The sequence below is a fragment of the Tistrella mobilis genome, assembly GCF_039634785.1.
Lineage (GTDB): Bacteria > Pseudomonadota > Alphaproteobacteria > Tistrellales > Tistrellaceae > Tistrella > Tistrella mobilis.
Map to the genome: position 1 here is coordinate 1 of NZ_JBBIAB010000027.1, position 25,320 is coordinate 25,320.

Sequence of the window (25,320 nt, forward strand, 5' to 3'; positions counted from 1 at the left end):
GCCAGGCCGTTCATAAACCCGGCGGGTTTCCGTCGTCCACATTCTGTCCGCTCCCGTTTCCTCTGGCGCGGCAGAGAATCACAACGGATTCACCGGATTCAATAACCTTCCGGACGGGCTCAGAGGTTTTAGGGTATCCAGCGGGATGCCAAAGTACATCGAAAGCATTTATTGAGATCAGAACGCGTTTTTTCTTTTTTCTCCGCAACTGGATTGCACTCTCCAGGCGAGACAGCCTTGGCATATTGTGCCAAAGATCGCCATCAAGAGGCGATCCAGTCGAACAATTCCGGCAACCCCAACCATGCGCGGCATATTCCTCCGCAAAAGCAATAAAATCGATCAACCCGTCCAGAACGGACGCAATTTCAGATGAAAAATTCAAATTCACAAAAAACGAAACCGGATACGGAGAGTCATTATGAAGCGCCATTCGGGACAAGAGGCAGAATAAATAGCCACGCCCCATTCCACGAGTGGCCGATATGATAAAGACACGCCGCGGACGATCAAGCCACGGACGACGCATCGACATCTTCATTCCGCGCCACAGTTCGTTCTTGTCGAACGTATTTGCCAGGCTGACCTGTATATCGACGCGATGACGCCCGAACGATATCCGATCGGGCTTGTTGCCAGAACTGCCCTTCTCCTGATGAAAACGCACTGCCGTGTAGCGATCTGCCGGCAATTCTCGCCAACCCCGTTTCCAATCCCCCCACCCCCGCTTTACCTGATGGAGCAAAACGACAATTGATATGTGCTCAGCCAATCCCATTATACCATTGCAAAATGTATTAATATAATGTTGAATATGATTAGCGCGCTGTTCGCTGAATTCTTCATTCGAAATCAATTTCAAAAATTCAATAAATCTGTAGATAATTTCTATTATTGAAATAAAATAGTTATAAATTTCTTTCGATATATTTTCTTTTTTTGTTATATATTCTGAACTATACGATGAATTCAATTTCTTCCAAATTTCTAAGTGTCGTTCGAAATCTTCAGATCCGCGGTTCATAATATACAAGTTTGATCTCTCTTCTTCATCACCAAAACGAATCGTCCTAAGAAAAATTAATAGAGAATCCACTAAATATAAAAGGCTTTCATTTTTTACAAGTTTTGATACTAGATCTTCTTCATCTTCTGGAAATTCACCATAGTGGATCAGATAGATCCCATACTCTACAAAACTCTTGATTGCAAACGCCTCTCGCGCAGAAATAGAAGATTTCGAGTCCCGTATGACGATAACAGGGCGGCTTTTATATGGCCGTCGTGCAACGAATTCGCGAAATGGCCGCAAGACATCTGCCTCTTCCATCCCGATGCCCGCAAAAAGCACCGGATTACCGCCAAAGGTGACGTCCAACCCTTGCCGGAAGAGCATATTCCGCTGATGATCTCCCGCATAAGCGCGCTGATAATCCGTGCTCGTGATTACAAGATCATCATCCTGTGTCGCACGGCCATGAAGATGAATGACCTGAAGATTATAATCTTCGGCATCAAACCCAAAATCGATTAAATTGGTCACCTGCGCCGGCGGAAGCGTCATGTCCCTGGCTCTGCCGCCGAGCGGGCCGATCCGTTCGACTGAATCCTCACCTGTTGCGAGATAACTACCTTCCGGAATCTGGAACCCGAGATCCTGGAAGAAACGTTCGATCTCAAGATCCCAGTTGAGAGTGGCGAAGCGCTTGACCTCCAGATCAAAGGCCATCATGTGCAACTGATCAAGCGCGAGAGGCACCATGCTACTCCTGGATCGCCATGTAGAATCGCCTGAATTCTTCCATATTTCCTCGAATTCATTACAAATATTCAAAATTGATAGTTTATTTTTGTCCTGAAGGAGTGAACTATAAAGAAGTGATACAATAAAATACCCTGAAACAGGAATTTCCCCAGGAGACATCCCAAGAAGTAATTCTGTTAATTTAGACGACAATTCCGTAGTTTTAGATATATCATTCTTATGTTTTTGACATATTTTGTTTAATTTATTAGCAGATTCCCTTCCGAATATTTTCACATAATTGCGATTTCTACGCTCAGAGGCGGTCCGGGACAACGGGGCCGCCTCCCCTAAAATGCCGTCAAGGACTGACGGGTGCTGTGGAGAGCCGCGGAATTCCCTCAGGCCCGCCTGGTCAAGCAGCTTCTCGATGAAGCGATGTTCATCAATAACCTCGCGCATGATCATGCGCCTGAAGAGCGAGCGACCCCGCGCGCCACGCCCTCTCGCATCCATGTCCAGTGGGAGATTCGCGGCCGTCGCAGCCTTGGTCAGATCTTCATCGGAAAGCGACAGCCAGAAATGTTCGCAAATCTCGAGCGCAAATGTCAGATCGCCCCCTCTCCATTCGCGCTTCTCGACATGATCAAGAATCGTCGTCAGGCGGTTTTTGATGCGCTCAGCATGCGGGCCACTGCTATCAAGTTTGATCTTTTGAATGACCCGGAGGTGGTCGATGCAGAGATCTGTCCAACTCACGCGCCCGTAGCTGGTCGACACCCCAGATCCGACCAGTGCCACCAGATTGCCGACATTGAGGGCCCGGTAGAGCAACAGGCGCCCCTGCTGCTCGATATCCGCCGGGTCGAATGTCGATTCGACCCGCGTGTAGTTGTAAGCCCAGTCCTTCTCCAACGCCTCCGGTTTGCCTGCCTCTTGTGTCATTGCCCCCTCCAGAACATCCCGCGCCAATACCGGTATCGATATCATGATTAAATGGTCACTCTATTTATAGTGGAATAAACTGCCTGAATCGAAATTCGTATCCCCGTTGCCCGAGGTAAAACGTGCGCGACCAGAGGCCGGGGCTGGATGTCCCGCCCCGCGCCATCTACCATCGCCTGCACCCCTGCGTATGCTGGCGCGGCGATCCGGATCGTCGCGCCGCACAGGGGAGTCTGCGCGTGATGCATGTCTATATCGATGGTGCCCGGCAGCCGCTGGGCGCCGGGTTCGACGACTATCTGAACCCTGGCCGCACGGCGGTGGTGTCGATCGATCTGCATCGGGGCCATCTGGAGGATGATCCCGACTGCCCCTGCCCCGCCCCCAGGGCGCGGGCGATCGTCGGGGGCGTGAACCGGTTTCACGCCGCGGCGCGGGCGGCCGGCGTGCCGGTGATCCATGTCCGCAGCACGCTGCGCAAGGGGGGCGTCGACGACATCGCCGGCATTCCATCGGCCTGGCGGCGGGTGTTCCCGCTTCATGTCGGCCCGATCCCCAATTCCGACGGCCATGCGATCGAAGGCTCGCGCTGGACGGAGTTCGTGACCGAGGTCGACGATCGCGATCTGGTGGTTTCGGGCAAGAAGCGGCTTTCGGCCTTCTACCCCACCGATCTCGACTTCCTGTTGCGCAATATGGGCGTCGAGGCGCTGATCCTGAACGGCTGCCTGGCCGATTGCTGCGTGCTCAACACCGCCTTCGACGGCTCCAATATGGGCTATCGGGTCACGGTGCTGCGCGATCTGGTGGCGGGCACGACCGAGGATCTGGAAGCCGCATCGCTGAAGATCGTCGCCATGCATCTGGGGCTGGTCGCCGATGCGGAGGATCTGCTCGGCGCCTGGCAGGAGCGGCAGCCCGCTGCAAAAAAACGGGCGGGATGATCGCCATCCCGCCCGCGAGCCCCAAGGCAGACCGGCTTAAACCGCGGCCGGTGCCGCGGGTTTGGCCAGCGGCTTTTTCAGGATGCGCAGCATGATCGCGGTCACCACCGTGCCCGCGATCAGCGCGACCAGATAGCCGCCGAGCGAAACCACGGCATTGGGGATCGGCAACACGAAGATGCCGCCATGGGGCACCTTGAGCTGGGCGCCCACCGCCATCGAGATGGCGCCGGCAAGACCCGAACCGACCATCAGCGACGGGATCACCCGGAACGGATCGCGCGCGGCGAAGGGGATGGCCCCCTCGCTGATGAAGGCGAGGCCGAGCACGGCCGCGGCGTTGCCCGCCTCGCGCTCGTCACCCGTGAACCGGCCGGGGAAGAGCTTGGTCGCGAGCGCGATGCCGAGCGGCGGGGTCATGCCGGCCGCCATGGCCGCCGCCATCGGCCCGTAGATTTCAGAGGCGATCAGGCCGGTGGAGAAGGCATAGGCGGCCTTGTTGACCGGGCCGCCCATGTCGAAGGCCATCATCAGCCCGATGATCAGGCCGAGCAGGATGGCGCTGCCGCCCTGCATGTTGCGCAGCCAGTCGCTGAGGGTCGCCAGGAGCTGCGCCACCGGCTCGCCCACCACGAACAGCATCAGCAGCCCGGTGAGCAGCGAGCCCAGGATCGGCAGGATCAGGACCGGCTTCAGCCCCTCCAGATTCCTGTGCAGGCGGATGTTGCGATTGAGCCAGGCGGTGCCGTAGCCGGCGATGAAGCCGGCGACGATGCCGCCCAGGAAGCCGGCGCCGATCTGGGTGGCGATCATGCCGCCGATCATGCCCGGGGCGATGCCCGGCCGGTCGGCGACCGAATAGGCGATATAGCCGGCGAGCGCCGGCACCATCAGCGCGAAGGCGCCCTTGGCGCCGATCTGGAACAGGGCATAGGCGAGCGTGCCCTGATTGGCGTCCTCATAGGCATAGATGCCGCCCAGCGCGAAGGCGATCGCGATCAGCAGGCCGCCCGTGGTGACGAAGGGCAGCATGAAGGAGACGCCGGTCATCAGATGACGATAGGGACCCGTGCGGCCGGATCCCTGTGCGCCCGCCGCCTTCGACGCAGCCGGTGCCGCATCATCCGGGGCCGCGGCACCCTTGCCCTGCACCCTGGCATCGGCGAAAGCACGGTTGATCAGCCCCTGACCGTCATTGATCGCAGGCTTGGTGCCGGAGAGATAGACCCGCTTGCCGTCGAAGCGCGACAGGTCGACCTGGGTGTCGGCGGCGATGATCACCAGATCGGCGGCGCGGATCTCCTCGGCGGTCAGCCCGTCCCGCGCCCCCACCGAGCCCTGGGTCTCCACCCGCGCCTCGTGCCCCAGCGCCTTCGCCGCCTGAAGGATGCCCTCGGCGGCCATGAAGGTATGGGCGATGCCGGTGGGACAGGAGGTGATGGCGACGATCCGCCGGCCGCCGGCCTGTGGCGCAGCAGCGGCCGCCGCCGGGGCGGGTGCCGCCTGCCCCGCCAGGGCGCGGGTGAGCACCGCCGCCGGGTCGCGCAGCACGTCGTCGACGCCTGCAGCCGTCACGGCCTTGCCGGCAAAGCGCGGATCACCGCCGTTGCCGCCGATGGCCAGCACCGCATCGGCATCGGCGATGTCGGCAGCCGCCAGCACATCGCGGGCGGTCTCGCCGTCGTGGAATTCGATCGCGATCGCATGACCGCCGTCATGGGCATGCTTGCGCAGCGCTTCGGCCGCCAGCACCGCCCGTGTGCCGAGCCGTTCGGTCCCGGCCTCTTCGGCCGTGATCACGGCCACCAGTTTCGACATGTTTCCCCCTTCTGCCGCGAGAGGCGGCAGCGGATCAGTTCCGGACCTGAAGACGGTCGGCGATATCGGCCTCGGCCAGATGCACGCGGGCCATGGCCGCCTCGACCACGCCCCGCCCCGGCAGATGCGGCCCCACAAGGCCAAGCTTGGTCGCGGCGAAAGCGGTGCCGGCGCGGGCGATCCGTTCGAGATCCCCCCCCTCCGCATGGGCGGCGACGATGCCGGCAACCATGGCGTCGCCCGCCCCCACCGTGCTCAGCACGCGCTCGGGCGGCAGGCCGGCATGGATCGCGCGGGTGGCGGTCACGAACAGGGCCCCCTCTGCCCCCATCGAGACCACCACCAGCGCGATCCCCCGCGCCACCAGACCCTGCGCCGCCGCCAGCAGATCGGCCCTGGTTTCGAGCCGCCGGCCGGCCCAGGCGGCAAGCTCGTCCCGGTTGGGTTTCACGCAGTCGGGCAGCGCATCCTCGTCGGCACCCAGGGCGGTGGCGAGCGGCGCACCGCTCGTATCCAGCACCACCCGGGCGCCGCGGGCGCGGAGCCTGCGGCAGAGATCGGGATAGATCCCGACCGCCACCCCAGAAGGCAGGCTGCCGGCCAGCACCACCACCGATCCGGCCCCCGCCACCTCGTCGAGCACGGTGCGCAACCGGCCGAGATCGGCGGCCCCGACCGCCAGGCCGGGCAGGTTGATATCGGTGGTGTCGGCTGCGGCCAGATCGGCCAGTTTCACATTGACCCGGGTCTCTCCGGGCACCCTGAGAAAGCGGTCGGCGATGCGGCCGGCGGCGAAGATCTCGTCGAAGGCGGCAGCATTGTCGCGCCCCAGAATGCCGGTCGCGGTGACCCGCAGCCCCCAATCGGCCAGGCAGCTTGCGACATTGACGCCCTTGCCGCCGGGGCTGCGTTCCACCCGCTTCGCCCGATGAACCTCTCCCGGCACCAGATGGTCGATCACGATCGTCTGGTCGATCGCCGGGTTGAGGGTGACGGTGATGATCGCGGCCGTCATGCCCCGAGCCTCGCCTCCAGCGCCCGGACATCGGCCGCGGTGCCGGCGGCAAGGGCCTCTTCGGCCAGCGCCTTCAGCGCCCCGTGGTCCAGGCCGCGCAGCCGGGCCTTCACCGCCGGAATGTCGCGCGGCGTCATCGACAGCTCGCGCACGCCAAGGCCTGAGAGCAGCGCCGCGCCGAAAGGATCGCCGGCGATGCCGCCGCAGACACCGACCCAGCGGCCGGCACGGGCGGCCCCCTCGACCGTCATCCGGATCAGCCTGAGCACGGCCGGATGCAGGCTGTCCGCCTCGGCGGCCAGATCCGGATGCTGCCGGTCGATCGCCAGGCCGTACTGGGTGAGATCGTTGGTGCCGATCGAGAAGAAGTCGACATGGGGGGCGAAGACATCCGCCTGCACGGCGGTCGACGGCACCTCGACCATGATGCCGAGCGGCACCTGCGGTGCATCGAGATCGGCGCGGATGCGGTCGGCGATCCGGCGCAGCTCCAGCACCTCGCCCAGCGAGGTGATCATCGGGAACATGATCGAAAGCTTCGCGCCCTCGCGGGCGGCGCGATAGAGCGCACGCAGCTGGGGTTCCAGCAGATCGGGCCGGCGCAGCAGCAGCCGGGCGCCGCGCACGCCCAGGAAAGGGTTCTCCTCATGCGGCAGATGCAGATGCGCCACCTGCTTGTCGCCGCCGATATCGAGCGCCCGCACGATCAGCGGCCGGCCGTCGAGTGCCGCGGCCATGTCGCGATAGAAGGCATACTGCTCGTCCTCGTCGGGCGTGCGGTCACGCTCGAGGAACAGGAATTCGGTGCGCATCAGGCCGACGCCCTCGGCCCCCTGATCCAGCGCCAGCGGCACCTGATCGGGCCGGTTGACATTGGCCCCGATCTCGACGGTGTGGCCGTCGGTCGTCCGTGCCGGCAGGCCGCGTTCCTCCGCCGCCCGCGCCCGCAGCGCCGCCTGCTCGTCGGCCCAGTCCCGGGCGGAGGCAAGCGCCGCATCCGACGGCTCGACATAGAGCCGCCCGGCCTGACCATCCAGGATCACCTGCGTGCCGGGGGTGATGTCGAGCAGCGCACCGCCTCCGGCCACCATCGCCGGCAGCCCCAGCGTGCGCGCCAGGATCGCGGTATGAGAGGTGGGGCCGCCCTGGGCGGTGGCGAGGCCGATCACTTTCCCCGTATCCAGCCCGGCCGTGTCGGAGGGCGAGAGATCGGCGGCCAGCAGGATCACCGGCCCCTCGGGCAGGTCACCGATGCCGCCCTGGGCGAGGCCCGGCTCGATCCGCAGCAGCACCCGCCGGCCGACATCGCGCAGATCCGCGGCCCGGGCGGCAAGGACCGGATTGTCTGAGGCCGCCAGCCGCCCGGCCAGCCGCTCCACCGCCTCGTGCCACGACCAGGCGACGCCATGGCCTTCGACCATCAGCTGGCAGGCAAGGGTCACCAGATCGGCATCGTTCAGCAGTTCGGCCTGGGCCTCGAAGATCTTCGCTTCCGCAGCGCCCAGCCGGCGGGAGGTATCGTCGGCCAGAACCTTGAGCTGCTCGCGGGTCAGCTGCAATGCACCGTGGAGGGCATCGCCGCCCTCGATCAGCGAAACCGGCCGGTCCGGGACGGTGATCGGCCCCGCTGCCAGCACATGGACACGACCGATGGCGAGGCCGGGTGCGGCGGGCAGGCCCGCCACCGGCACCAGCCCGGCATCGGCGGGCGGGGTCCAGCCGGCAACCGGTGCGGCGGCCCGCTCGGCCGCACGGGCGGCTGCCGCCCGTTCTTCCTGCCCCAGACGGTCCATCACCGCCTTCATCTGCTGCAGCGCCCGGGCGGCATCGGCCCCTTCGGCCGAAACCCGGACGCTGTCGCCCTGCTTCAGGCCAAGCTGGAGCAGCGGGATCATGTTTTTGGCGTCCGCCGCCTCGCCGCCATGGCGGATGCGGATCCGGGCCTGGAACCGCCGGGCCGTATCGGCCCAGACAGAGGCGGGGCGGGCATGAAGGCCGGTCGGGTAGTCGACCGTCCAGTCGAAGCCTTCGGCGAAATCGGTCGCCTCTCCCGCCGCAGTGGCGGGCAGATCCTCGCCCGACAGCGCCCGGATGATGTCTTCGGCACGGCTGGTGCGGGTGAGTTCGGCCAGCCGCGCCTCATCGTTCAGCAGCCGGGTCAGGCGGCGCAGGATCGCGATATGGGCATCGGATCTGGCGGCGATCGCCACCACCAGGCGGGCGGTCTGGCCGTCATTCCAGGTCACGCCCGCCGGCACCTGCAGCACCGCCACGGCATTGCCATGGACCAGCGCGCGGTCGTCGACCATGCCGTGGGGGATGGCGACGCCGGCGCCCAGGAAGGTGTTCGCCACCGCCTCGCGCTTCAGCATGCTGTCGACATAGGCCGGTGCGCAGACGCCGGCGGCCACCAGCATCTGCGCCGCCTCGCGGATGGCTGTCGCCTTGTCGGCAGGGGCGGCCCCCAGCCGGATGAGATCGCGGCGGATGGCGGCGGCGCCGTCGGCCGGCGGCGCGAAGGGCTCGGGGGCTGGCGTCATCGTCTGGTCTTCCTCCCCTGCCCGGCCGTCTGGGTCCGCCCCTGTTGTCGGGGCCACCGGGCGTGTCGACAGGCACGGCCCCGGCGGCCCGCGGGGCCGGCTTGGGGCGTGCGGAATTTTCGTGCCGGACGGCACCTCGGGGTGAATTGAAATCGATTACACAAACACTGTCAAGGCAGCACCCTTTCACACATATGCTGCACTGCAGCAAATGCTTGCATTCCGCCAGCCGATGGGCGAAAATCCGGTTTACGGAACTGAAAACGATTTCAGGCTATGTCCACGCTCAAGGCCAGAATCAAGGATGTCGCCCGCGAAGCCGGGGTCTCGGTCGCAACCGTGTCGCGGGTGCTGACCGGCGGCCCCGTCAGCACGCAGCTGCGCGACAAGGTCGATGCGGCGATCCGCGCCACCGGCTATCGCCCCAATCTTTCGGCCCGCCGGCTGCGCTCTCAGCACAGCCGGACGATCGGCCTGATCGTGTCCGACATCCGCAACCCCTTCTTCACCGCGGTCAGCCGGGCCGTGGAAGATGCCGCCTACGAGGCCGGCATGCGGGTCATCCTATGCAACACCGACGAGAACCCTGAGAAAGAGGCGATGTATCTGCGCCTCATGCAGGAGGAACGGGTGACCGGGCTGATCTTCGCACCCACCCGCACCTCGGCCGAGGCCCTGTCGCAGACCGCGCTCGACTTCCCGGCGGTGCTGATCGATCGCGTCGGCCCCCCGGGCCTGCACGATGCCGTGGTGCTCGACAATGCCGCCGCCGCCCACACCCTGGTCTCGCATCTGATGGAACAGGGCTATCGCCGCATCGGCGGCCTGTTCGGCAACACCAGCACCACCGGCATCGAACGCCATGCCGGTTTCGCCGCGGCCCTCGCCACCCGCGGTCTGCCGGCCCCCGCCCGTTTCGTTCCGCCCACCGCCGATGCGGGAGAGGCGGAGCTGCTGGACTGGATGCAGTCGGCCGATCGCCCCGATGCGCTGATCGCCAGCAACGGCCAGCTTCTGCTGGGCGTCGCCCGTGCGGTCCGCCGGCTGGGGCTCAGCATGCCGCATGATCTGGCGGTTGCCGGTTTCGACAACGAGACCTGGACCAGCCTGGTCGGCCCCGGCCTGACCGTCATCGAACAGCCGGTGCACGAAATCGGCACCACCGCCATGTCGCTGCTGTTCGACAGGCTGCAGCGCCCGGGCGGCCCGGCCCGCAAAATGGTGCTCTCGGGCCGGCCAATCCTGCGCGGCTCCACCGGCGCCCGGCTGCGCGCCGTCGCAAACTGACCCCTTCAGCCCGGCCCCGCCGGGCTTTTTCGTGCCGCACGCCATGCCCGGCGGTGGAGGGCATGTCCGTCATGTCTGCGACCGCGACCAACCGGCCTTCGACAAACGCACAGGTGCACGTGGCCCGGGGGCCACGTGCACATCCATGCTTTGACCGTCCACCGGCCTCATCGCCGCGGGTCGCCAGGATTATCCGGCCTCGGGCCGGGTGAAATGCTCCAGGCGCACCACCTGCACATCCGAGATGAACATCACCCCCGACTGCTTGCGGAAGAGCGGCGCCAGGCCGGCGGCGATCCGGCGGATGGCATTCTCGGGCGCCACGGCAAGCAGCATCACCAGGCTGGCCTGGTCGTTGAACAGCAGCCGCCCCTCCTGGAAGCGGTGATGCCCCTTGCCGGCGACGTCGCGGATGAGGGTGTAGCCAGAGACGCCCGAGTCGTCGAGCAGGCGCCGGACGAAGGGCTCGGTCTCACCGATGACGATGATCTCGATCTTCTTGAGCGGGTGGAACAGGATCTGATCGGAAGCGGCTGCGTCGGTCATGGGTACGTCTCCTCGGGATCGGATCGGGGTCGGATCTGACATCGGTTCAGGCCGGAATCGGGGTGGCGGAGGCAAGGGCACCACTCTCGGACATCGCCTCGGGTGCCTGTTCGGGCAGCGCCTGCAGCCAGGTGCCGCTGCGGTCGCGCCGCCAGCTGCATCCGGTTTCGGGATCGAGCACCGCGAGCGCGACCCAGCCATTGTCGAACAGGGTGGAGAGCACGGCATGGCGTTCGATGGCCGCCTCCACCCGGGCGCGCGGCGCCTGGACCACGGCCATCAGCCGAAGCGGCTCGTGCCGGATCTGCCCGTCCGCCACCATCACCGACTGGAGCGGCAGACCGACGGCGAGATCGGGGCCGTTGCCCTTCAGCACGCCGAGACCCGCCACCGGATCGTGGATGGTCTTCGACCCTGCCCCCCAGGTGTCGTTGTCGAGCGTCGAGAACAGATACTGAGTGTTGATCCACTCCGCGACCACCATCGGCGCGGTCAGGATCACCTCCAGGAGCCGGCCGTCGGCATCCGCCTGCCAGTCATAAGAATGCAGGAAGGTCCGCCCGCCAAGGTCGAGATGGCGGGTGAGCGCCCGATCGCCGACGATGAAGGCGGCATTGCCGGCCAGCGCCCATTCGGGCCGGACTTCGGACCAGTCGGCGGCCCGCTTTTCCACCGCCCGGACCGGATCGGCCGGATCGGCATCGGTCAGGTGCGACGCCCGTTCGGCAGCCGCCGCCCGCCGCGCCCGGTCCAGATCGGCCTGGAGCCGCCGGAAGCTCTGCCGGGACGCCGCCACCGGATCGGGATCGAGAGAGACCCGATCGGTGGTGGTGTCGTGCTCTGCCGACAGGAAGCGGGTGGTCTCGGGGATCACGATGCCCCGCTCCGCCAGCGCCGCCCGCACCGCCGGCGCATTCAGCAGCGCCGCCAGGATCCGGGCGTTGGGCCCGCCCCGATTGCCGCCGCAGGCGCCGCAATCGAGGCCCGAGGCGAAGACGTTGTTGACCGTATGACCGCCATGACCGCAGAAGACCACCAGCTCGGCGAAGCCCTTGGTCAGGCCCATCACCCGCAGCGCCCCCTCGGCGAAGAAGGCCTGCTCGGCAGGCGACAGCCCCAGGATCAGATCCTCAGCGTCGTCATGGTGGTGGTGGTGGTGATGATCATGGTCGTGATGCAGATCCAGGCCCGGCACCACCGGCACCTCAGGCATGACGGCCCGGCCGAAGCCGGTGGACAGCCGCTCCGCCAGCCGGGGGCTCAGCGTGCGCAGCATCATGGCCGCACCATGGGCAAGGCCCGTCGCCTCGATGTAGCCGAAGCTGCCGGCAACGCCCGCCTTCAGCTCCTTGACCAGAGACTTCAGCCCGCCCAGCCGCCGCCGGCCGGCAAGGTGCCGCGCCGCCAGATCCGCCGCCTCGGGCAGCGGGTGTTCGTCGACCAGATGACGGGGCCGGAGCAGCACCGGGCACGAGGCATGGGGGTCATCCTCGCCGAAGGGCCGCACCGCGACCGGGATGCCGAAGAAGCCGGCGAAGCCCAGCGTCGCCCAGGGGCCCGTCGCCTCCAGATGCCGCCGCAGCACTTCCGAGCGCACATCGATGCAGAGAACGATCTGGCCGAGAGGCTGGTCCGCCCCCGCAGCATCCGCCGCGGGCGGGGTGGCGGTCAGCATGGTCAGCAGCCGCTGGCGGTGGCTTTCCTCCCAGGCTTCCAGCGCCACCAGACCGGCCGGCGCGCGCAGCCGCCTGTCCGCGGGCCCGGCCGGCGCCGCGACCGGCGGCAGGGTCACCCCCAGCAGATCCGCGAGTGCCAGCCGCACCGCCACATAGTCGAGCAGAGAGGCGGGAGCGACGGCGTTCCAGGGATGATGCCCCCCTTCGGCCACCCGCCAGCGCAGATGCGCAACCCAGCCCGGCAGGGCCACCAGATGGGCCCGGATGATCCCCTCGCGGGTTGCGATGTCCAACCCGGCCAACCGCTGGTGGACCAGCACCGCCGGATCGTCCGGCAGCTGGTCGATCCGCCGCCGCTCGGGGATCGCCCGATCATGGCGGGCCAGCCGCCGCCAGGCCCGGTAGAAGCCCAGCTCCCGATCCGGCATCGCCCATGTCGCCTGCCCCTGGTCGAGGAAGGCCGCAAGCCAGAAGCCGGTCAGCCGGTCGAGATCTGCGGCGGCGCCGGTGGCCGCCCGCCGGCCGGGCACGACCTCGTGCTGCAGGGCCTTGATCAACCGGTCGGGGTCGGCCAGCTCCGGCCGGCCATGGCGCAGCGCCGCAACCGTCAGCACCGGGGCCGAGATCCGGCCATCCGCCAGGGCCGGGGCCACCATCCCGGCATCGGGCCAGGGCCGGCCGCCGAACAGCCGGGCCGCCTCGGCGGTCGCCGCCTCGAAGGGCAGATCCTCAAGCCCCTGAAGGGGGTTGATGGCAATCATGGTGTGGAGGGGCCGCCAGGGAGCGATGCAGGCGGCAGCGGCTTCGATCTCGGCCAGGAGCCGTGCGGTCTCAGGCATGGGAAGCACCCTTCGTGACGGAGGAGGTGGTGGCAGCGGCGGGCCGCGCCGCCGTGGCGAAGAAGGTCCAGGCAGCGGCGGCCCGGCGATCGAGGCCGAGGGCGATTCCGCCCCAGCCCATGAGCAGCGCCACCGGCAGCAGAAGGTGATACAGGGCGAGCGGCTGCGGTGCCGCCGCGACGCCCGTCAGGGCATCGACGATCAGGATGACGGCGCCATAGAGACCGCCGGCGATCAGGGCCGCCACCGGCAGCGCCAGCAGCACCACCATGGTCCGGGCGCCGGTGCGCAGCACACCGGTTGCAAGCTGCAGCCCGGCCAGCCCCGCGATCGCCACCAGGATGGCGCCGGTATCGGCCCGGCCCCCAAGCGTGGCGTCGAGCTTGCCGGTCACCAGGGCGAAGCCGGCGCCGGCGGCGATGGCCGCAGGCCAGGCGAGCATCAGGCGGGACGCCGTCACCGGCACCGACGCCCTGGGTGCATGGGCACCGGCCAGCGCCGAGCCCGCCCCCAGGAAGAGGCTCGCCTTGTAGAGCCCGTGCAGAACGAGATGGGCAAGAGCGGCGCCGGGGAAGCCCAGCGCGGCCTGAACCGTCATATAGCCCATCTGCGCGCTGGTAGAGGCAGCCAGCCCCCGCTTCACACCCGTCTGGGCCCGGGACGCGGCCGCCCCGATCAGCATCGCAAGGCTGCCCATGGCGAAGGCCGCGACGGTTGCCGCCGGCACCGCTTCAAAGACCGGCAGGGTCCGCAGCATCAGGATGCCGCCGGCATTGACCAGGCCCGCATGCATGAAGGCGGAGACGGGGGTGGGCGCGGTCATCGAGGCCATCAGCCAGCCATGAGCGGGCGGCAGCGCACACTGCACCACCACCGCAGCCACCAGGGCCAGCGCCGCCAGCGTGATGATCATCGGATCCGCAGCAGGCAGCCCGGCTGCGAGGCCTGAGAAGCGGTGCCCGCCCGTGGCCAGCCAGAGCAGAAGCAGGCCGACCCCCAGAAGCACCGTGCCGCCGATCAGGCTGCGGCGCGCAAGGGACGCCGCGGCATCGGCAGCCGCCCAGCCCCGGGCGTGGCCGATCGCCCGCGGCAGCACCAGCGCCACCACCGACCAGGCGGCCAGGAAGGCCAGCATGTGGTCTGCGGCGGCCAGGACCAGGGCGGCAAGCGTCAGGATGCCGAGCCGGAGATCGAAGCCGCGACGGTCGCGATCACCGTCCATGTAGCGCCAGGCGAAGCCCTGGACCAGGGCGGACAGGCCCAGCACCGCCGTGGCCAGGAAGAGCGCTGCCCTGTCGATGGTGAGCGGGCCGAGGACGATGCCGTCCCCGACCGGCAGCGCCACAAGCGCAACCACTGCCGCCAGCGCGGCAGCGCCGGTCAGATGACGAAGCCCCGGGCGACGGCCGGGAGCCTGCGGCAGGGACTGAACGCTGCGGGTCGCTGTCTGAAAACCGGTCATCTGCGGACACCTCCATTGCGTGGGGACGTGACCGCTTTTCGCATATGCAGAAAAATCCGTGAAACGGATTTATCTAATCAATCTTATCACGTTTATCGATAAGTCTGGACCCGTTCCCGGATGAAGCCGGCAAGGGCATCGGTGGCCGGATCCGGCCGCGGCACCGACAGCAGGCAGATCTCGGCATCGCTGAGCGCCGGCCATCCGCGGCGGGAATCGAACCCCACCAACCCCTCGGGCACCATGGTCCGGGGCAGCACGGTGAAGCCCAGCCCCGCCTTCACCGCCGCGACCGCACCGGCAAAACTCGGGCTGGAATAGGCCACCGTCCAGGGCAGGCCGATTTCGGCCAGCGCGCGGGTCGCACGGGCCCGGTAGACGCAGGGCGGCGGCGACAGGACCAGGGGCAGCGGGTCGGCGGATGCCGCCTCGGCCACCTCTGCGAAGGGGGTCTCGGGGCTCATTTCCGGTCCGCCGACCCAGACCAGATGTTCCCGCCAGAGCCGGATGCTGTCGGCATGCAGATCGTCCGGATCCTGCTTGATGACGATCAGGTCGTAACGCCCGGCCTTCAGGCCGTCGATCAGATGCAGGGTCAGATCGCAGTTCACATCCAGCCGGATGCGGGGATGTGCAGCCGCGAAAGCCGCCAGGATCTCGGGCAGATAGCGCGTGGCAAAGTCTTCGGGCGAGCCGAAGCGGACCTCGCCCGCGATCTCGGGCGTACGGAACCGGTCGAGCATCGTATCCGACAGCCGGATCATCTGGCGGGCATAGCCCAGCAGCACCTCGCCCTCGCGGGTCAGGCGGACATTGCGCTTGTCCCGGTCGAACAGGGTGCAGCCGACCAGATCCTCCAGCTTGCGGATCTGGGTGCTGACGGCCGATTGCGACCGTCCGACCCGTTCGGCGGTGCGCGAAAAGCTGCGCGTTTCCGCCAGAGAAACGAAACTGCGCAGCAGCGCGGTGTCGATGTCATGCACCGGAGACATGCCTCCCCGGATCTGCGGGGTCAGCCGCTGTTGCGCAGCCCGGCCGAGATCCCGTTGATGGTGAGATGGATGCCGGAGAGATGGCGGTCGCTGCCCGCCTCCGACCGGTGCTGGCGCAACATTTCGACCTGAACATGGTTCAGCGGATCCAGATAGGGGAAGCGGTCGCGGATCGACCGCGCCAGCTGCGGCGTCCGCTCCAGCACCATCGTCTGACCGGTGATCGCCAGAAGTGCCGCCTCGGACGACTGCCATTCGGCACGGATCCGGCCGAACACCGCCTCGCGCAGCGCCTCGTCGGGCACCAGTTCGGCATAGCGGGAGGCGATCGCCATGCTGGTCTTGGCCAGCACCATCTCCATGTTCGACAGCAGCGTGGTGAAGAAGGGCCAGTCGCGATACATCCGCCGCAACCGGTCGAGCCCGGCATCGCCATGACGGTCACGCCAGGCGGTCACCGCCGCCCCGAACCCGTACCAGCCGGGCAGCATCGCCCGACACTGCGACCACGAGAACACCCAGGGGATCGCACGCAGATCCTCGATCCGCCGCGTGCGGCTGCGCGAGGCCGGACGGCTGCCGATATTGAGCGAGGCGATCTCGGTGATGACGGTCGAGGCCCAGAAATAGTCTTCAAAGCCGGGCGTTTCGTAGACGAGGGCCCGATAGGCGGCAAAGGCGGTGTCGGACAGCTCTTCCATCGCCGCCATGTCGGCCTCGAGATCGGCGCAGGCCGGCTGCGGCAGAAGGCTCGCTTCCAGCGTGGCGGCGACGAAGGTTTCGAGGTTGCGCCGGCCAAGGCCCGGATTGGCGTATTTGCTTGAGATGATCTCGCCCTGTTCGGTGACCCGGATCCGGCCGCCCACAGCGCCGGCCGGCTGGGCCAGGATCGCGTCATAGGCTGACCCGCCGCCCCGACCGACCGAGCCGCCGCGCCCATGGAACAGGCGCAGCGCCACCCCGGCCTCGCGGAAGCAGGCGACCAGCTCCGTCTCCGCCTTGTAGAGTTCCCAGCGCGAGGTGACGAAGCCGCCATCCTTGTTGCTGTCGGAATAGCCCAGCATGACCTCCTGCATCTCATCGCGCGAGGCGACGAGGCGGCGATAGGCCGGGCAGGCAAAGACCCGCCGCATGATCTGCGGCGCGGCCCTGAGGTCGGCGATGGTTTCGAACAGCGGCACGATATTCACTGCGGCGGTCCCGTCGGGCCGCACCAGCCCGACCTCCTTCAGCAGCAGCGCCAGTTCCAGCAGGTCCGAAGCCCCATCGGTCTTCGAGATGATCACGTTCTCGATCGCCTGGGGCCCGAGGCGGCGATGGGTCGCCGCCGCCTCTGCGAAGATTGCGAGTTCCGCGGTGGTCTCTTCGCAGTATTCCGCAAAGGGCGATACCAGCGGCCGGGTGGTCGCAAGCTCGCGCTCCAGAACCGCGATGCGTGCCTCTTCGTCCAGCGACAGATAGTCGGTGCCGGGGGCGGCCACCTCCAGCAGCTCGGCCACCGTGCGCTCATGCACCGCCGAATTCTGGCGCAGATCAAGCACCGCCAGATGGAAGCCGAAACAGTCGACCGCCCGCCTCAGACGCCGCAGCCGGCCGCGGGCGAGCAGAACCGAGCCATTGGCCACCAGGCTCTCATAAACGACGTCGAGATCCCGGGCAAGCCCGGCCGGATCGGCATAGCGCGGCGCCACGGGCACCGGGCGGGTCACCGCATCGGCCGCGTCGAGGGCCACCGCCGTCGCCGCCATCCGGGCATGAATGCCGGCCACCGCCAGGCGATAGGGTTCCTGGCGCTGATGTTCGGGCGTCACCGGCGAGGCCGCAGCCAGTGCCGCCAGATCGTCGCTCACCGGCACCAGCGTCGCCGACAGCGAGAGTTCGGCCCCCAACTCGTGCAATTCGGCAAGATAGAATTTCATCGCCTGGCGGGTGTGCAGCCGCATGGTCGTGCGCAGCACGTCGGCGGTCACGAACGGGTTGCCGTCGCGGTCGCCGCCGATCCAGCTGCCCATCTTCAGGAACGAGGCGACACCCGCCCGCGCCTCGGCGGTGCTGCCGGCGCGGCGGGCGAGCATGTCTTCCACCCGGGCATGAACGGCCGGCACCTCGGTCAGGAAGGTCTCGTCGTAATAGCTCAACCCGTTGACCACTTCGTCGATCACGGTCAGGCGGGTGCGGCGCAGCATGGCGGTCTGCCAGAGGGTGAGCACCGCGCGGGTGACCTCTTCCTCGATCGCCGCCGCCTCTTCGCCCTGCGGCCGCTCGCGGTCGCGGCGGTCGAGCAGGCGGGCGATTTCCGCCTCGCGCGTCAGCGTGCTCTTGCGGCGCACCTCGGTCGGATGGGCGGTCAGCACCGGCCCCACCCGTGCCGTGTCGAAAAAGGCCGCCAGCCGATCGGGATCGAGCCCCTCGGTCGCCGCGCGCGCCATCGCATAGTCGAGCGTTCCGGCCGCCGGACCGTCGCCATCGGGCATGCCGGCGCGCGACTGGCGCAACCGGTCCTGATCCTCGGCGATGTTGGCGAGATGGGAGAAATAGCTGAAGGCGCGGACGATCTTCAGCCCCTGCACCGTGTCCATGCCACCCAGCAGCGCATCGAGTTCGTCATGGGCGGCACGATCCTCGTCGCGATGGAAGCGGATCGAGGTCTGGCGGATCCGCTCCACCAGATCGAAGACCTCCGCCCCCTCATTGAGGCGGACGATGTCGCCCAGGATCCGGCCAAGGAAGCGGATGTCGTCCTTCAGGGCTGCATCGGAGCCGTTGCCGTTGGCCGCCCTGGCGGGACCGCGCGTCATGCCGTCGTCGTCGCTCACACCCTGCTCCCTGCTCTTCCGCGGGGTCGTGCCATCCGCCACCGCCTCCATCTATTGGTAAGGCTGCCGGCGCGGCATCACAAGGCGGAGACTTGCTCCTTTCGCCGCAATGCGGCAGAGAAAGCTTCATGCCAGCCACCGTCACCGGACCCCGATCATGACCACCACGCCGCCCGCCATTCTGTTCGTCTGCCTGGGGAATATCTGCCGCTCTCCTCTTGCCGAAGCCGCGATGCGCCGGGCGGCCGCGGCGGCGGAGCTGGAGGTGGTGATCGACTCCGCCGGCATCGGCGGCTGGCATGCGGGAGAGATGCCCGACGGACGGGCCCGGGCCGTGGCCGCCCGTCACGGCATCGATATCAGCGGCTATCGTGCCCGTCAGGTGAAGGGATCCGACTTCACCCGTTTCACCCACCTGGTCGCCATGGATCACGAGAATCTGGAGGCGCTGCGCCGACTGGCCCCCGCCGGGGCCACGGCAGAGATGTCGCTGATGCTGGATCATGTCCCCGGCCGGCTTGGGCAGGCGGTGGCCGATCCCTATTACGGCGCAGACGCAGGCTTCGACCTCACCTGGGCCCAGGTCACGGCCGGGGCCGAGGGGCTGGTGGCGCGGCTGCGCCAGGGCTGATCCCCCACCAGGGTGAATTCCGCTCAGGCTGCTCCCCGGCCGATTTGGGGGTGACCCGGCCGCCCGCTTCCGCTCTGCTGCAGGTCTGCCGCCTTGCGCGGCAGACCGCAACCGGGGAGGACGATCCATGGAATACCGCACGCTCGGCGGTTCGGGGCTGAAGGTCCCGGCACTGATCCTGGGCACCGCCACCTTCGGCGGCGGCACCGAGTTCTTCCGCAAATGGGGGGAGACGGGGGTGGCGGAGGCCACCCGGCTGGTCGATCTGGCGCTGGATGCCGGCTGCACCATGTTCGACACCGCCGACAGCTACTCGCTCGGCCGGTCGGAAGAAATCCTGGGGGAGGCGATCCGCGGCAGGCGCGACCAGCTGCTGATCGCGACCAAGACCGGCATGGCGCTGGGGCCCGGCCCCAATGATCTCGGCACCTCGCGCAGCCGGATCATCGCCTCCTGCGAGGCGAGCCTGAAGCGGCTCGGCACCGACCGGATCGACCTCTACCAGCTTCACGCTTTCGATGCGGTGACGCCGGTGGACGAAATGCTGCATGCGCTGGATACGCTGATCCGCGACGGCAAGATCCGCTATGCCGGGGTCTCGAACTATTCCGGCTGGCACCTGATGAAGATGCTGGCGGCGGCCGACCGCCTGGGTCTGCCACGGCCGGTGGCGCACCAGGTCTACTATTCCCTCGTCGCCCGGGATGCCGAATGGGAGCTGATGCCGCTCGGGCTCGACCAGAAGGTCGGTACCCTGGTCTGGAGCCCCCTCGGCGGGGCCCGGCTCTCGGGCCGTGTCGGCCGCAACCGACCGGCACCGGCCGACAGCCGGGCCGCGACCGATGCCAGCTGGCAGGTGCCGGACGAGCGGCTTTATGCGATCACCGACGTGCTCGAGGCCCTGGCGGCCGAGACGGGGCACAGCGTTCCCTGCCTCGCCCTCGCCTGGCTGCTGGGCCGGCCGGGGATTTCCGGACTGGTGATCGGCGCCCGCACGCCGGAACAGCTGGCGGCCAATCTGACGGCAGGCGAGATCATGCTCGACACCGACCAGATCGCCCGCCTCGACGCCGCCAGCGCCGTCAGCCCACCCTATCCCTATTGGCATCAGCAGCGGACCATGGCCGCCCGCAACCCGCCGCCGGTGCCCTGAGCGCGGGGGCCCGATCAGTCGCCCGCGCCGGTGTTATGGTCCGAGATATGGTCGGCGCGGTGGCGCACGTCCTGAATATGCGGCCGCCACGGGGCATGCGGATGCCAGGGCTGCCAGGCATGATGCCCTTCGGGCTGGCCCTCTCGCGCCTTGCGCGCCGACCGGCGCTCGTCATGGCGCTCGATCGCGCTGGTCAGCACCGCCACCACCACGGCGGTGGTCCAGCCGAACAGGATGATACCGTTGACCGAGGCCATCGCCCCCAGCAGCCGCCACTGGTGGTCGAGCACGATATCGCCATAGCCAAGCGTGCTGAAGGTCACCACCGAGAAATAGAGCGCGGATTCGAGGTTCGAGAACTCGCCCAGCCAGAGCAGCATCACCGCCCAGCCCCAGATCTCGATGGTATGGGCGACCAGCATCCCCAGGGTGGCGGCCGCAACCATCATCGGAACCGCAATAAAGGCATCGCCCAACAGTTTCGACATCGTCGGCTCGAAGCGCCGGAGCCCGGCGATCACTGCGACGGTCGCAATTGTATGCAGTGCGATATTGCCGAGGATCGCTGCCGTCGCAACCACGAGCTGGAGGCTGACGCCAATATCAGGGGCAATGTCGACTTCGGTCATGAAGGGCGGCTCCGGGCACGGGCGATCTGCCACCGGCAAGGGTGGCTCGACAGCCTAGCGCCGTCGCCACCGGCCGCAAAGTGCTGCCGACCAAGGTGCATGCGATCCCGCCTTTTCAGGCGCCCCCTGCCGAAAAAAACCGCACCGCCGCGCGGGGCGCGGCGATGCGGCGACAGCAGATAGGGGCAGCCGGGCGGAGCGGCTCAGCGGCGCCAGCGCTTGCGGCCGGTGACCATGGCTGCAACCAGGTTGACCCGGCCGAACAGGCTCTCCAGGATCGCAACCGCAGCATGGACCAGGGCGAGCGGAATGATCGCCTCGGCCGCGGCCTCATGAAGCCCTTCCACCCAATCGACGCCCCAGAAGGTATCGGTGGTCGTCATGATGCCGGTCACCGTGACCACGGCCAGCAGGGCCATCAGCGCCAGCATCATGACCGCACCTGCCGGATTGTGCCCGACATAGTCTCGGGCGCGGCCAGCCAGAAGGTCGCGAAAATAGCCGATCAGCCGGCGCGGCGCGGGGACGAAGTCGGTAAAGCGCGCATGACGCGTGCCCACGAACCCCCAGATGATCCGGATGGCCAGCACCGCCGCCAGCACATAACCGACCAGACGATGCGGACCTTCGCCTTCTTCAAGCAGCCCCAGATCGAGCACGCAGCCCACGACCGTCATCCAGTGGAAGGCACGCACGACCGGATCCCAGACCCGGACCCCGGGCCCGCCCGGCCGTGCGGCCGCCTCGATCCCCGCAGCCATGGCTCAATCGATCTCCTGCTTCACGATGTGGCCGTCGGTCGGGTCGAAATAGACCTCGACCTTCCGGCCTTCCTTGTCGTGGCCGTAGATCTCGTAGCAATTGCCCTTGGTGGTCTTGAAGGTGCGGATGTCCTTGTAGCCCATCTCGGCGATCTTCGCCTTCATCTGGTCTTCGGACATCCACTTGTCCTTGGGGGCGCTGGTGCAGGTCGTGCTGGCCAGGGCCGGTGCGGCCAGGATGGTCAGAACGGCGGCGGGGGCCGCAACGGCGGCAAACAGACGAGCAAACGACATGGGGAGAGACTCCAGAGGGCAGTGGGGAAGCTGATCCGATGTGGCGGCGCAGACGGCACCGTCCCGCGCCACGTCATCAGCCTACCCATGCGGGCTTTCACCCCACTTACCCACGGCTTGCGCGATCCTTACGGCCCGCGCCCGGGACGATCTCAGCGCCCCAGAAGCCCCTTCAGCGCATCGCCGAAATTGCCCGAGCGCACGTCGTCGAGCGCCTTGCGCGTGGCGTCGGGATCTTCGAGCGTGCGCTTGACCGTCCCTTCCAGATCAGGCCGGAACGACAGGTTGTCCCAGGGACCCTGAACCAGAACCGGCACCATCACGCCAGAAAGCCCGGTCTGTCCGCCCTGGCCTTCCAGATTGGCCACGGCCTTGGGCTCGATGCGATAGTCGACCCGCCGCGCCGGCAGATCGACCGCCCCCTGCCCGCCGACCCGCAGCAGCGGCGCCTGCATCTCGGCGTCGCGATTGGTCAGGATGCCCTTGTCGAGGGTGTAGGTCCCGGCCAGGCGGGCAAAATCGGTCTTGCGCGCATCGGCCGTATCACCGCGCAGGGCGCCGGTCGGATCACGGATCAGCGCCGCAATGTTGATGCCGCGGATCGCGCCGTCGGTGAATTCGAACAGCCCCTTGCCGCCGAGCGACCCGATCAGGGCACGCTGGCTGTTGCCGCGCGCCGTCAGATCGGCCTCCAGCCGGCCCTTGCCTTCCAGACGGTCGAAACCGGCGGCCGCCTTCAGCAGCGGCAACATGTCGAGACCGCTGAAGGTGGCCTCGACGTTCATCGACGCAGGCGCCGCCCGGCCGTCCAGGCCGATGGTCGCCGAACCGCTGCCGCCATAAAGCGTGGTCTTCGGCACCTCGATCCGCGCCCGCCGGTCATCGAGGGCCAGGCGGAGTTCGGTCGCCCCCAGCTTGGTATCGCCGAGGCTGACCGAAGTCGCATTCAGCGTGACATCGGCATCGAGCAGCCCCAGGGCGGAGAGATCGATCGGATCGTCGCTCCAGCCGCCCGCGGCCTTGTCCGTCCCGGCCGCGCCGTTCCCGGCACCGGGCTCCGATCCGCCTGCGACATAGCGATCAAGCACCAGATCGCCGGTGGTCAGCCCGGCGGTGATCTTCGGGCGCGGCCCCGCGATATCGGCCGAGAGCGAGCCCGTGGCCTTGATGTCGTCGACACCCAGTTTCATGTCGGTGAGGGCGACCCGCGTCGCCGTGGCGTCGATCCGGCCGTCGAGGTTCAGCCGGGTGGCGACGCCATCCGGCAGGGCCGGCCCGGGGGCCGCGGCGGCGATGATCGACCGGAGATCGGGCAGCGACAGCCCGACCGTCCCGTTGAAGCCCGGAGAGGCACCAAGATCGGCATCGCCGGCGAGATGGATCTTGCCCTCACCCAGGCCGAGATCCAGGCTGACGGGGGTCTTGCCGCCTTCAAGCACCGCCCGGGTCTGCCCCGCCTCGGCCGAAATCGTCACCGGCTGATCCCGCCAGCTGGCATCGCCCGCAAGCGTCAGGCTGCTCTCGAGATCGGGGGCGGCAAGGGTCAGGTTCACGTCGTCGAGCCGCTCGTCGGTGCCGCTCATGGCATCGGTGTAGATGACCGTGCCGTTGGTGATCTTCACCTCGCCGAGGCTGAGACCCGAAAGCCCGCCACCGGAAGACGGCGTTGCAGCCGGCGCAGCCGGGGCCGACCCGCCGGCCGCGGGTGCCGCCGGTGTCAGGGTGCCCGTGCTCGTCTGCCCGCCTGCATGGATCTGCCAGTTGGCCGCGCCATCGGCGTTGCGCTCCAGCCGGATCACCGGTTCGTCCAGCACGAAACGCCGCACCTGAACATCGCCCGACAGCAGCGGCCAGAGGGCGAGTTCGACCTGAAGCTGGCCGATACGCGCCATGTCGCCGGCATCCGACCAGGGGGCATTGGCGAAGCGGGCGCCGTCCACCCGGACCGCAAGATCGGGCAGAACGTTCAGCCCGACATCCCCCTCGATCACCAGCTTGCGCCCGGTGCGGGCCTCCACCTCGGCGGTGACCCGCTGCACGATCGCCTCGGTCGGGATCAGGAAGGGGGCCGCGATCGCGGCGCCGGCCAGCACGACCACCAGCACCCCAACTGCAATCAGGATCTTCTTCATCATCCGCGCCTCTCTCCCCGGGGACCAGGATACGGTCTGTCAGATGTTCCGAGCCCACCATGCCTTATCCCGGCCCGGTTGTCCGGTGACAGAACATGTCACGGCCCGAATGGCTGCACCCGCAGGGCTACGTCCCGCGACGAAAAAAGGGCGGACCCGCCGAAGCGGATCCACCCTTTCTGTCGTCTTCGCGATCTCCGGCCCGGTCACCCGGGCCGGCGTCGGTCAGGATCCGCCGGGATCACTGCGCCAGACGGATGATCACGACGCGGTTGCGCTGCTCGCGCACGCCGTCGGCGGTCGGCACCGGCACGTCACGCTCGCCATGGGCAACGGCGGTGATCGCGTTGCGCGGCACGCCCAGCTTCACCAGCTCGGCGGTCACCGACTCGGCGCGGCGGGTCGACAGGCGGTCGTTGTACGGGATCGGGCCCGAACGGTCGGTGTGCGCGTCGAGACGCAGCGCGACCGACTTGCGCTCCTTATAGGCCTGGGCCGCATCACGGATGATGTCATAGGCCTGGCCGTGCAGCTGGGCGCTGTCCCACGGGAAGAAGATCTGGAACTCGACCGGCTTCACCACGGCGACCGGCTGCGGCGCCGGGGCGGCCTTGGCCTCGAGCTCGGCCATCGCATCCTCGAACATCTTGCGGCAGGCCGCGATGTCCTCGGGCTGATGGTTCTCTTCCTGCTCCTGGACCCAGCAGTCGAAGCCGGCCTGGGCCTTGGCGGCCGCAACCGGCTTGGCCGAGGTGGCACCGCCGTTCAGCTGCGTCATCAGGCGCTGACGGGCCGAGGACAGGGCCGGAACCGAGGCGGCCGGCAGGTACCAGTCGGAGAGCTGCTCCGGCGGCACCATGGTGCCTTCGCGGGCCCACTCGCCCTTCTGCGCGAAGACGTCGCCGTCGACCCAGTCGAACTCGGCGCGCTCGGCGCGGGCCAGCGCCAGATACTCGTCCGACAGCGCTGCGAGGAACGGATCGGCCGGGGCCGGGGTCTGCGCGATGCTGTCGGGGTCGATCAGACCGCAGGCAGAGATGCTGCCGGCAACGAGGCCGACCACGGCAATGCGGTTCAGCGCGTTCATTATGGATTA

General features: G+C 67.4%; 18 protein-coding genes. 4 read left to right on the forward strand and 14 right to left on the reverse strand.

The genetic code is table 11. The annotated features are described in order from the left end of the window. Positions 1 to 10 precede the first annotated feature (10 nt). Positions 11 to 2,734 carry an SIR2 family protein gene (locus WI697_RS24075; protein WP_345960211.1) on the reverse strand — a complete coding sequence of 908 codons (2,724 nt, stop codon included), beginning with the start codon at positions 2,732 to 2,734 and terminating at the stop codon, positions 11 to 13. Positions 2,735 to 2,931: 197 nt separating this feature from the next. On the opposite strand from WI697_RS24075, the gene WI697_RS24080 reads away from it, so the two are divergent. Further along, positions 2,932 to 3,633: a cysteine hydrolase family protein gene (locus tag WI697_RS24080; RefSeq protein WP_062768626.1), complete on the forward strand. Its 702-nt coding sequence runs from the start codon at positions 2,932 to 2,934 to the stop codon at positions 3,631 to 3,633. Positions 3,634 to 3,669: 36 nt separating this feature from the next. Here WI697_RS24080 and WI697_RS24085 read toward each other — a convergent pair whose 3' ends face one another. Genes WI697_RS24085 through ptsP form a run of 3 tightly spaced genes read right to left on the reverse strand, consistent with a single transcriptional unit; the run spans position 3,670 to position 9,006 of the window. Then, positions 3,670 to 5,451 (reverse strand): PTS fructose transporter subunit IIC, encoded by a 1,782-nt coding sequence (locus WI697_RS24085; RefSeq protein WP_345960212.1) that lies wholly within the window; start codon positions 5,449 to 5,451, stop codon positions 3,670 to 3,672. A gap of 34 nt (positions 5,452 to 5,485) precedes the next feature. Next, positions 5,486 to 6,466, reverse strand: a complete 981-nt coding sequence (gene pfkB, locus WI697_RS24090) for a 1-phosphofructokinase (RefSeq protein ID WP_062768620.1) — start codon at positions 6,464 to 6,466, stop codon at positions 5,486 to 5,488. After that, positions 6,463 to 9,006: a phosphoenolpyruvate--protein phosphotransferase gene (ptsP, locus tag WI697_RS24095; protein WP_345960213.1), complete on the reverse strand. Its 2,544-nt coding sequence runs from the start codon at positions 9,004 to 9,006 to the stop codon at positions 6,463 to 6,465. The genes pfkB and ptsP overlap by 4 nt, the downstream gene beginning before the upstream one ends. A 276-nt stretch (positions 9,007 to 9,282) precedes the next feature. Between ptsP and WI697_RS24100 the strand changes: the two genes are divergently transcribed. After that, a complete protein-coding gene (locus WI697_RS24100) occupies positions 9,283 to 10,293 on the forward strand; it encodes a LacI family DNA-binding transcriptional regulator (RefSeq protein ID WP_062768614.1) in 1,011 nt (336 codons plus the stop codon). Between the two features lie 189 nt (positions 10,294 to 10,482). Here the strand turns inward: WI697_RS24100 and WI697_RS24105 are convergent, their stop codons facing one another. The 5 genes from WI697_RS24105 to ppc all read right to left on the reverse strand — a co-directional run bounded on the left by WI697_RS24105 (position 10,483) and on the right by ppc (position 18,606). Then, positions 10,483 to 10,839, reverse strand: coding sequence for a P-II family nitrogen regulator (locus WI697_RS24105; RefSeq protein WP_014743937.1), 357 nt, complete (start codon positions 10,837 to 10,839; stop codon positions 10,483 to 10,485). A 46-nt stretch (positions 10,840 to 10,885) separates the two neighbouring features. After that, complete coding sequence (locus tag WI697_RS24110) at positions 10,886 to 13,354, reverse strand: DUF2309 domain-containing protein (RefSeq protein WP_345960214.1); 2,469 nt, start codon at positions 13,352 to 13,354, stop codon at positions 10,886 to 10,888. Beyond that, entirely contained in the window at positions 13,347 to 14,816 is a 1,470-nt protein-coding gene (locus WI697_RS24115; protein WP_345960215.1) for a proton-conducting transporter transmembrane domain-containing protein, read from the reverse strand. Before WI697_RS24115 ends, WI697_RS24110 begins: the two co-directional genes overlap by 8 nt. A gap of 92 nt (positions 14,817 to 14,908) precedes the next feature. Beyond that, positions 14,909 to 15,808, reverse strand: coding sequence for a LysR family transcriptional regulator (locus WI697_RS24120; RefSeq protein ID WP_231889520.1), 900 nt, complete (start codon positions 15,806 to 15,808; stop codon positions 14,909 to 14,911). Between the two features lie 20 nt (positions 15,809 to 15,828). Then, positions 15,829 to 18,606, reverse strand: coding sequence for a phosphoenolpyruvate carboxylase (gene ppc / locus WI697_RS24125; RefSeq protein ID WP_345960236.1), 2,778 nt, complete (start codon positions 18,604 to 18,606; stop codon positions 15,829 to 15,831). A gap of 175 nt (positions 18,607 to 18,781) precedes the next feature. Here ppc and WI697_RS24130 point away from each other — a divergent pair, with 175 nt between their 5' ends. Both WI697_RS24130 and WI697_RS24135 read left to right on the forward strand, forming a co-directional pair. Then, the gene (locus tag WI697_RS24130; RefSeq protein WP_345960216.1) at positions 18,782 to 19,255 is read left to right on the forward strand and encodes a low molecular weight protein-tyrosine-phosphatase; all 474 of its coding nucleotides are present in this window, start codon (positions 18,782 to 18,784) and stop codon (positions 19,253 to 19,255) included. A 127-nt stretch (positions 19,256 to 19,382) separates the two neighbouring features. Further along, the gene (locus tag WI697_RS24135; protein ID WP_345960217.1) at positions 19,383 to 20,408 is read left to right on the forward strand and encodes an aldo/keto reductase; all 1,026 of its coding nucleotides are present in this window, start codon (positions 19,383 to 19,385) and stop codon (positions 20,406 to 20,408) included. A gap of 14 nt (positions 20,409 to 20,422) precedes the next feature. Here the strand turns inward: WI697_RS24135 and WI697_RS24140 are convergent, their stop codons facing one another. The 5 genes from WI697_RS24140 to WI697_RS24160 all read right to left on the reverse strand — a co-directional run bounded on the left by WI697_RS24140 (position 20,423) and on the right by WI697_RS24160 (position 25,311). After that, complete coding sequence (locus WI697_RS24140) at positions 20,423 to 21,037, reverse strand: potassium channel family protein (protein ID WP_345960218.1); 615 nt, start codon at positions 21,035 to 21,037, stop codon at positions 20,423 to 20,425. 203 nt (positions 21,038 to 21,240) lie between these two features. Next, on the reverse strand, positions 21,241 to 21,798 hold the full coding sequence (locus tag WI697_RS24145; protein ID WP_345960219.1) for a cytochrome b/b6 domain-containing protein: 558 nt from the start codon (positions 21,796 to 21,798) through the stop codon (positions 21,241 to 21,243). A gap of 3 nt (positions 21,799 to 21,801) precedes the next feature. Continuing rightward, positions 21,802 to 22,092 (reverse strand): PepSY domain-containing protein, encoded by a 291-nt coding sequence (locus WI697_RS24150; RefSeq protein ID WP_296713948.1) that lies wholly within the window; start codon positions 22,090 to 22,092, stop codon positions 21,802 to 21,804. Positions 22,093 to 22,244: 152 nt separating this feature from the next. Then, positions 22,245 to 24,227: an AsmA family protein gene (locus WI697_RS24155; RefSeq protein WP_345960220.1), complete on the reverse strand. Its 1,983-nt coding sequence runs from the start codon at positions 24,225 to 24,227 to the stop codon at positions 22,245 to 22,247. Positions 24,228 to 24,465: 238 nt separating this feature from the next. After that, positions 24,466 to 25,311 carry an OmpA family protein gene (locus WI697_RS24160; protein ID WP_014743926.1) on the reverse strand — a complete coding sequence of 282 codons (846 nt, stop codon included), beginning with the start codon at positions 25,309 to 25,311 and terminating at the stop codon, positions 24,466 to 24,468. Positions 25,312 to 25,320: the final 9 nt, after the last annotated feature.

What these genes read in the sequence shown, in the direction of transcription:
- WI697_RS24075 (WP_345960211.1), bottom strand. Translation starts at nt 2,734, where the DNA reads ATGATATCGATACCGGTATTGGCGCGGGATGTTCTGGAGGGGGCAATG.
- WI697_RS24155 (WP_345960220.1), bottom strand. Translation starts at nt 24,227, where the DNA reads ATGATGAAGAAGATCCTGATTGCAGTTGGGGTGCTGGTGGTCGTGCTG.
- ptsP (WP_345960213.1), bottom strand. Translation starts at nt 9,006, where the DNA reads ATGACGCCAGCCCCCGAGCCCTTCGCGCCGCCGGCCGACGGCGCCGCC.
- WI697_RS24085 (WP_345960212.1), bottom strand. Translation starts at nt 5,451, where the DNA reads ATGTCGAAACTGGTGGCCGTGATCACGGCCGAAGAGGCCGGGACCGAA.
- WI697_RS24145 (WP_345960219.1), bottom strand. Translation starts at nt 21,798, where the DNA reads ATGGCTGCGGGGATCGAGGCGGCCGCACGGCCGGGCGGGCCCGGGGTC.
- WI697_RS24140 (WP_345960218.1), bottom strand. Translation starts at nt 21,037, where the DNA reads ATGACCGAAGTCGACATTGCCCCTGATATTGGCGTCAGCCTCCAGCTC.
- ppc (WP_345960236.1), bottom strand. Translation starts at nt 18,606, where the DNA reads ATGACGCGCGGTCCCGCCAGGGCGGCCAACGGCAACGGCTCCGATGCA.
- WI697_RS24100 (WP_062768614.1), top strand. Translation starts at nt 9,283, where the DNA reads ATGTCCACGCTCAAGGCCAGAATCAAGGATGTCGCCCGCGAAGCCGGG.
- WI697_RS24135 (WP_345960217.1), top strand. Translation starts at nt 19,383, where the DNA reads ATGGAATACCGCACGCTCGGCGGTTCGGGGCTGAAGGTCCCGGCACTG.
- WI697_RS24105 (WP_014743937.1), bottom strand. Translation starts at nt 10,839, where the DNA reads ATGACCGACGCAGCCGCTTCCGATCAGATCCTGTTCCACCCGCTCAAG.
- WI697_RS24120 (WP_231889520.1), bottom strand. Translation starts at nt 15,808, where the DNA reads ATGTCTCCGGTGCATGACATCGACACCGCGCTGCTGCGCAGTTTCGTT.
- WI697_RS24160 (WP_014743926.1), bottom strand. Translation starts at nt 25,311, where the DNA reads ATGAACGCGCTGAACCGCATTGCCGTGGTCGGCCTCGTTGCCGGCAGC.
- WI697_RS24130 (WP_345960216.1), top strand. Translation starts at nt 18,782, where the DNA reads ATGACCACCACGCCGCCCGCCATTCTGTTCGTCTGCCTGGGGAATATC.
- WI697_RS24110 (WP_345960214.1), bottom strand. Translation starts at nt 13,354, where the DNA reads ATGCCTGAGACCGCACGGCTCCTGGCCGAGATCGAAGCCGCTGCCGCC.
- WI697_RS24115 (WP_345960215.1), bottom strand. Translation starts at nt 14,816, where the DNA reads ATGACCGGTTTTCAGACAGCGACCCGCAGCGTTCAGTCCCTGCCGCAG.
- WI697_RS24150 (WP_296713948.1), bottom strand. Translation starts at nt 22,092, where the DNA reads ATGTCGTTTGCTCGTCTGTTTGCCGCCGTTGCGGCCCCCGCCGCCGTT.
- pfkB (WP_062768620.1), bottom strand. Translation starts at nt 6,466, where the DNA reads ATGACGGCCGCGATCATCACCGTCACCCTCAACCCGGCGATCGACCAG.
- WI697_RS24080 (WP_062768626.1), top strand. Translation starts at nt 2,932, where the DNA reads ATGCATGTCTATATCGATGGTGCCCGGCAGCCGCTGGGCGCCGGGTTC.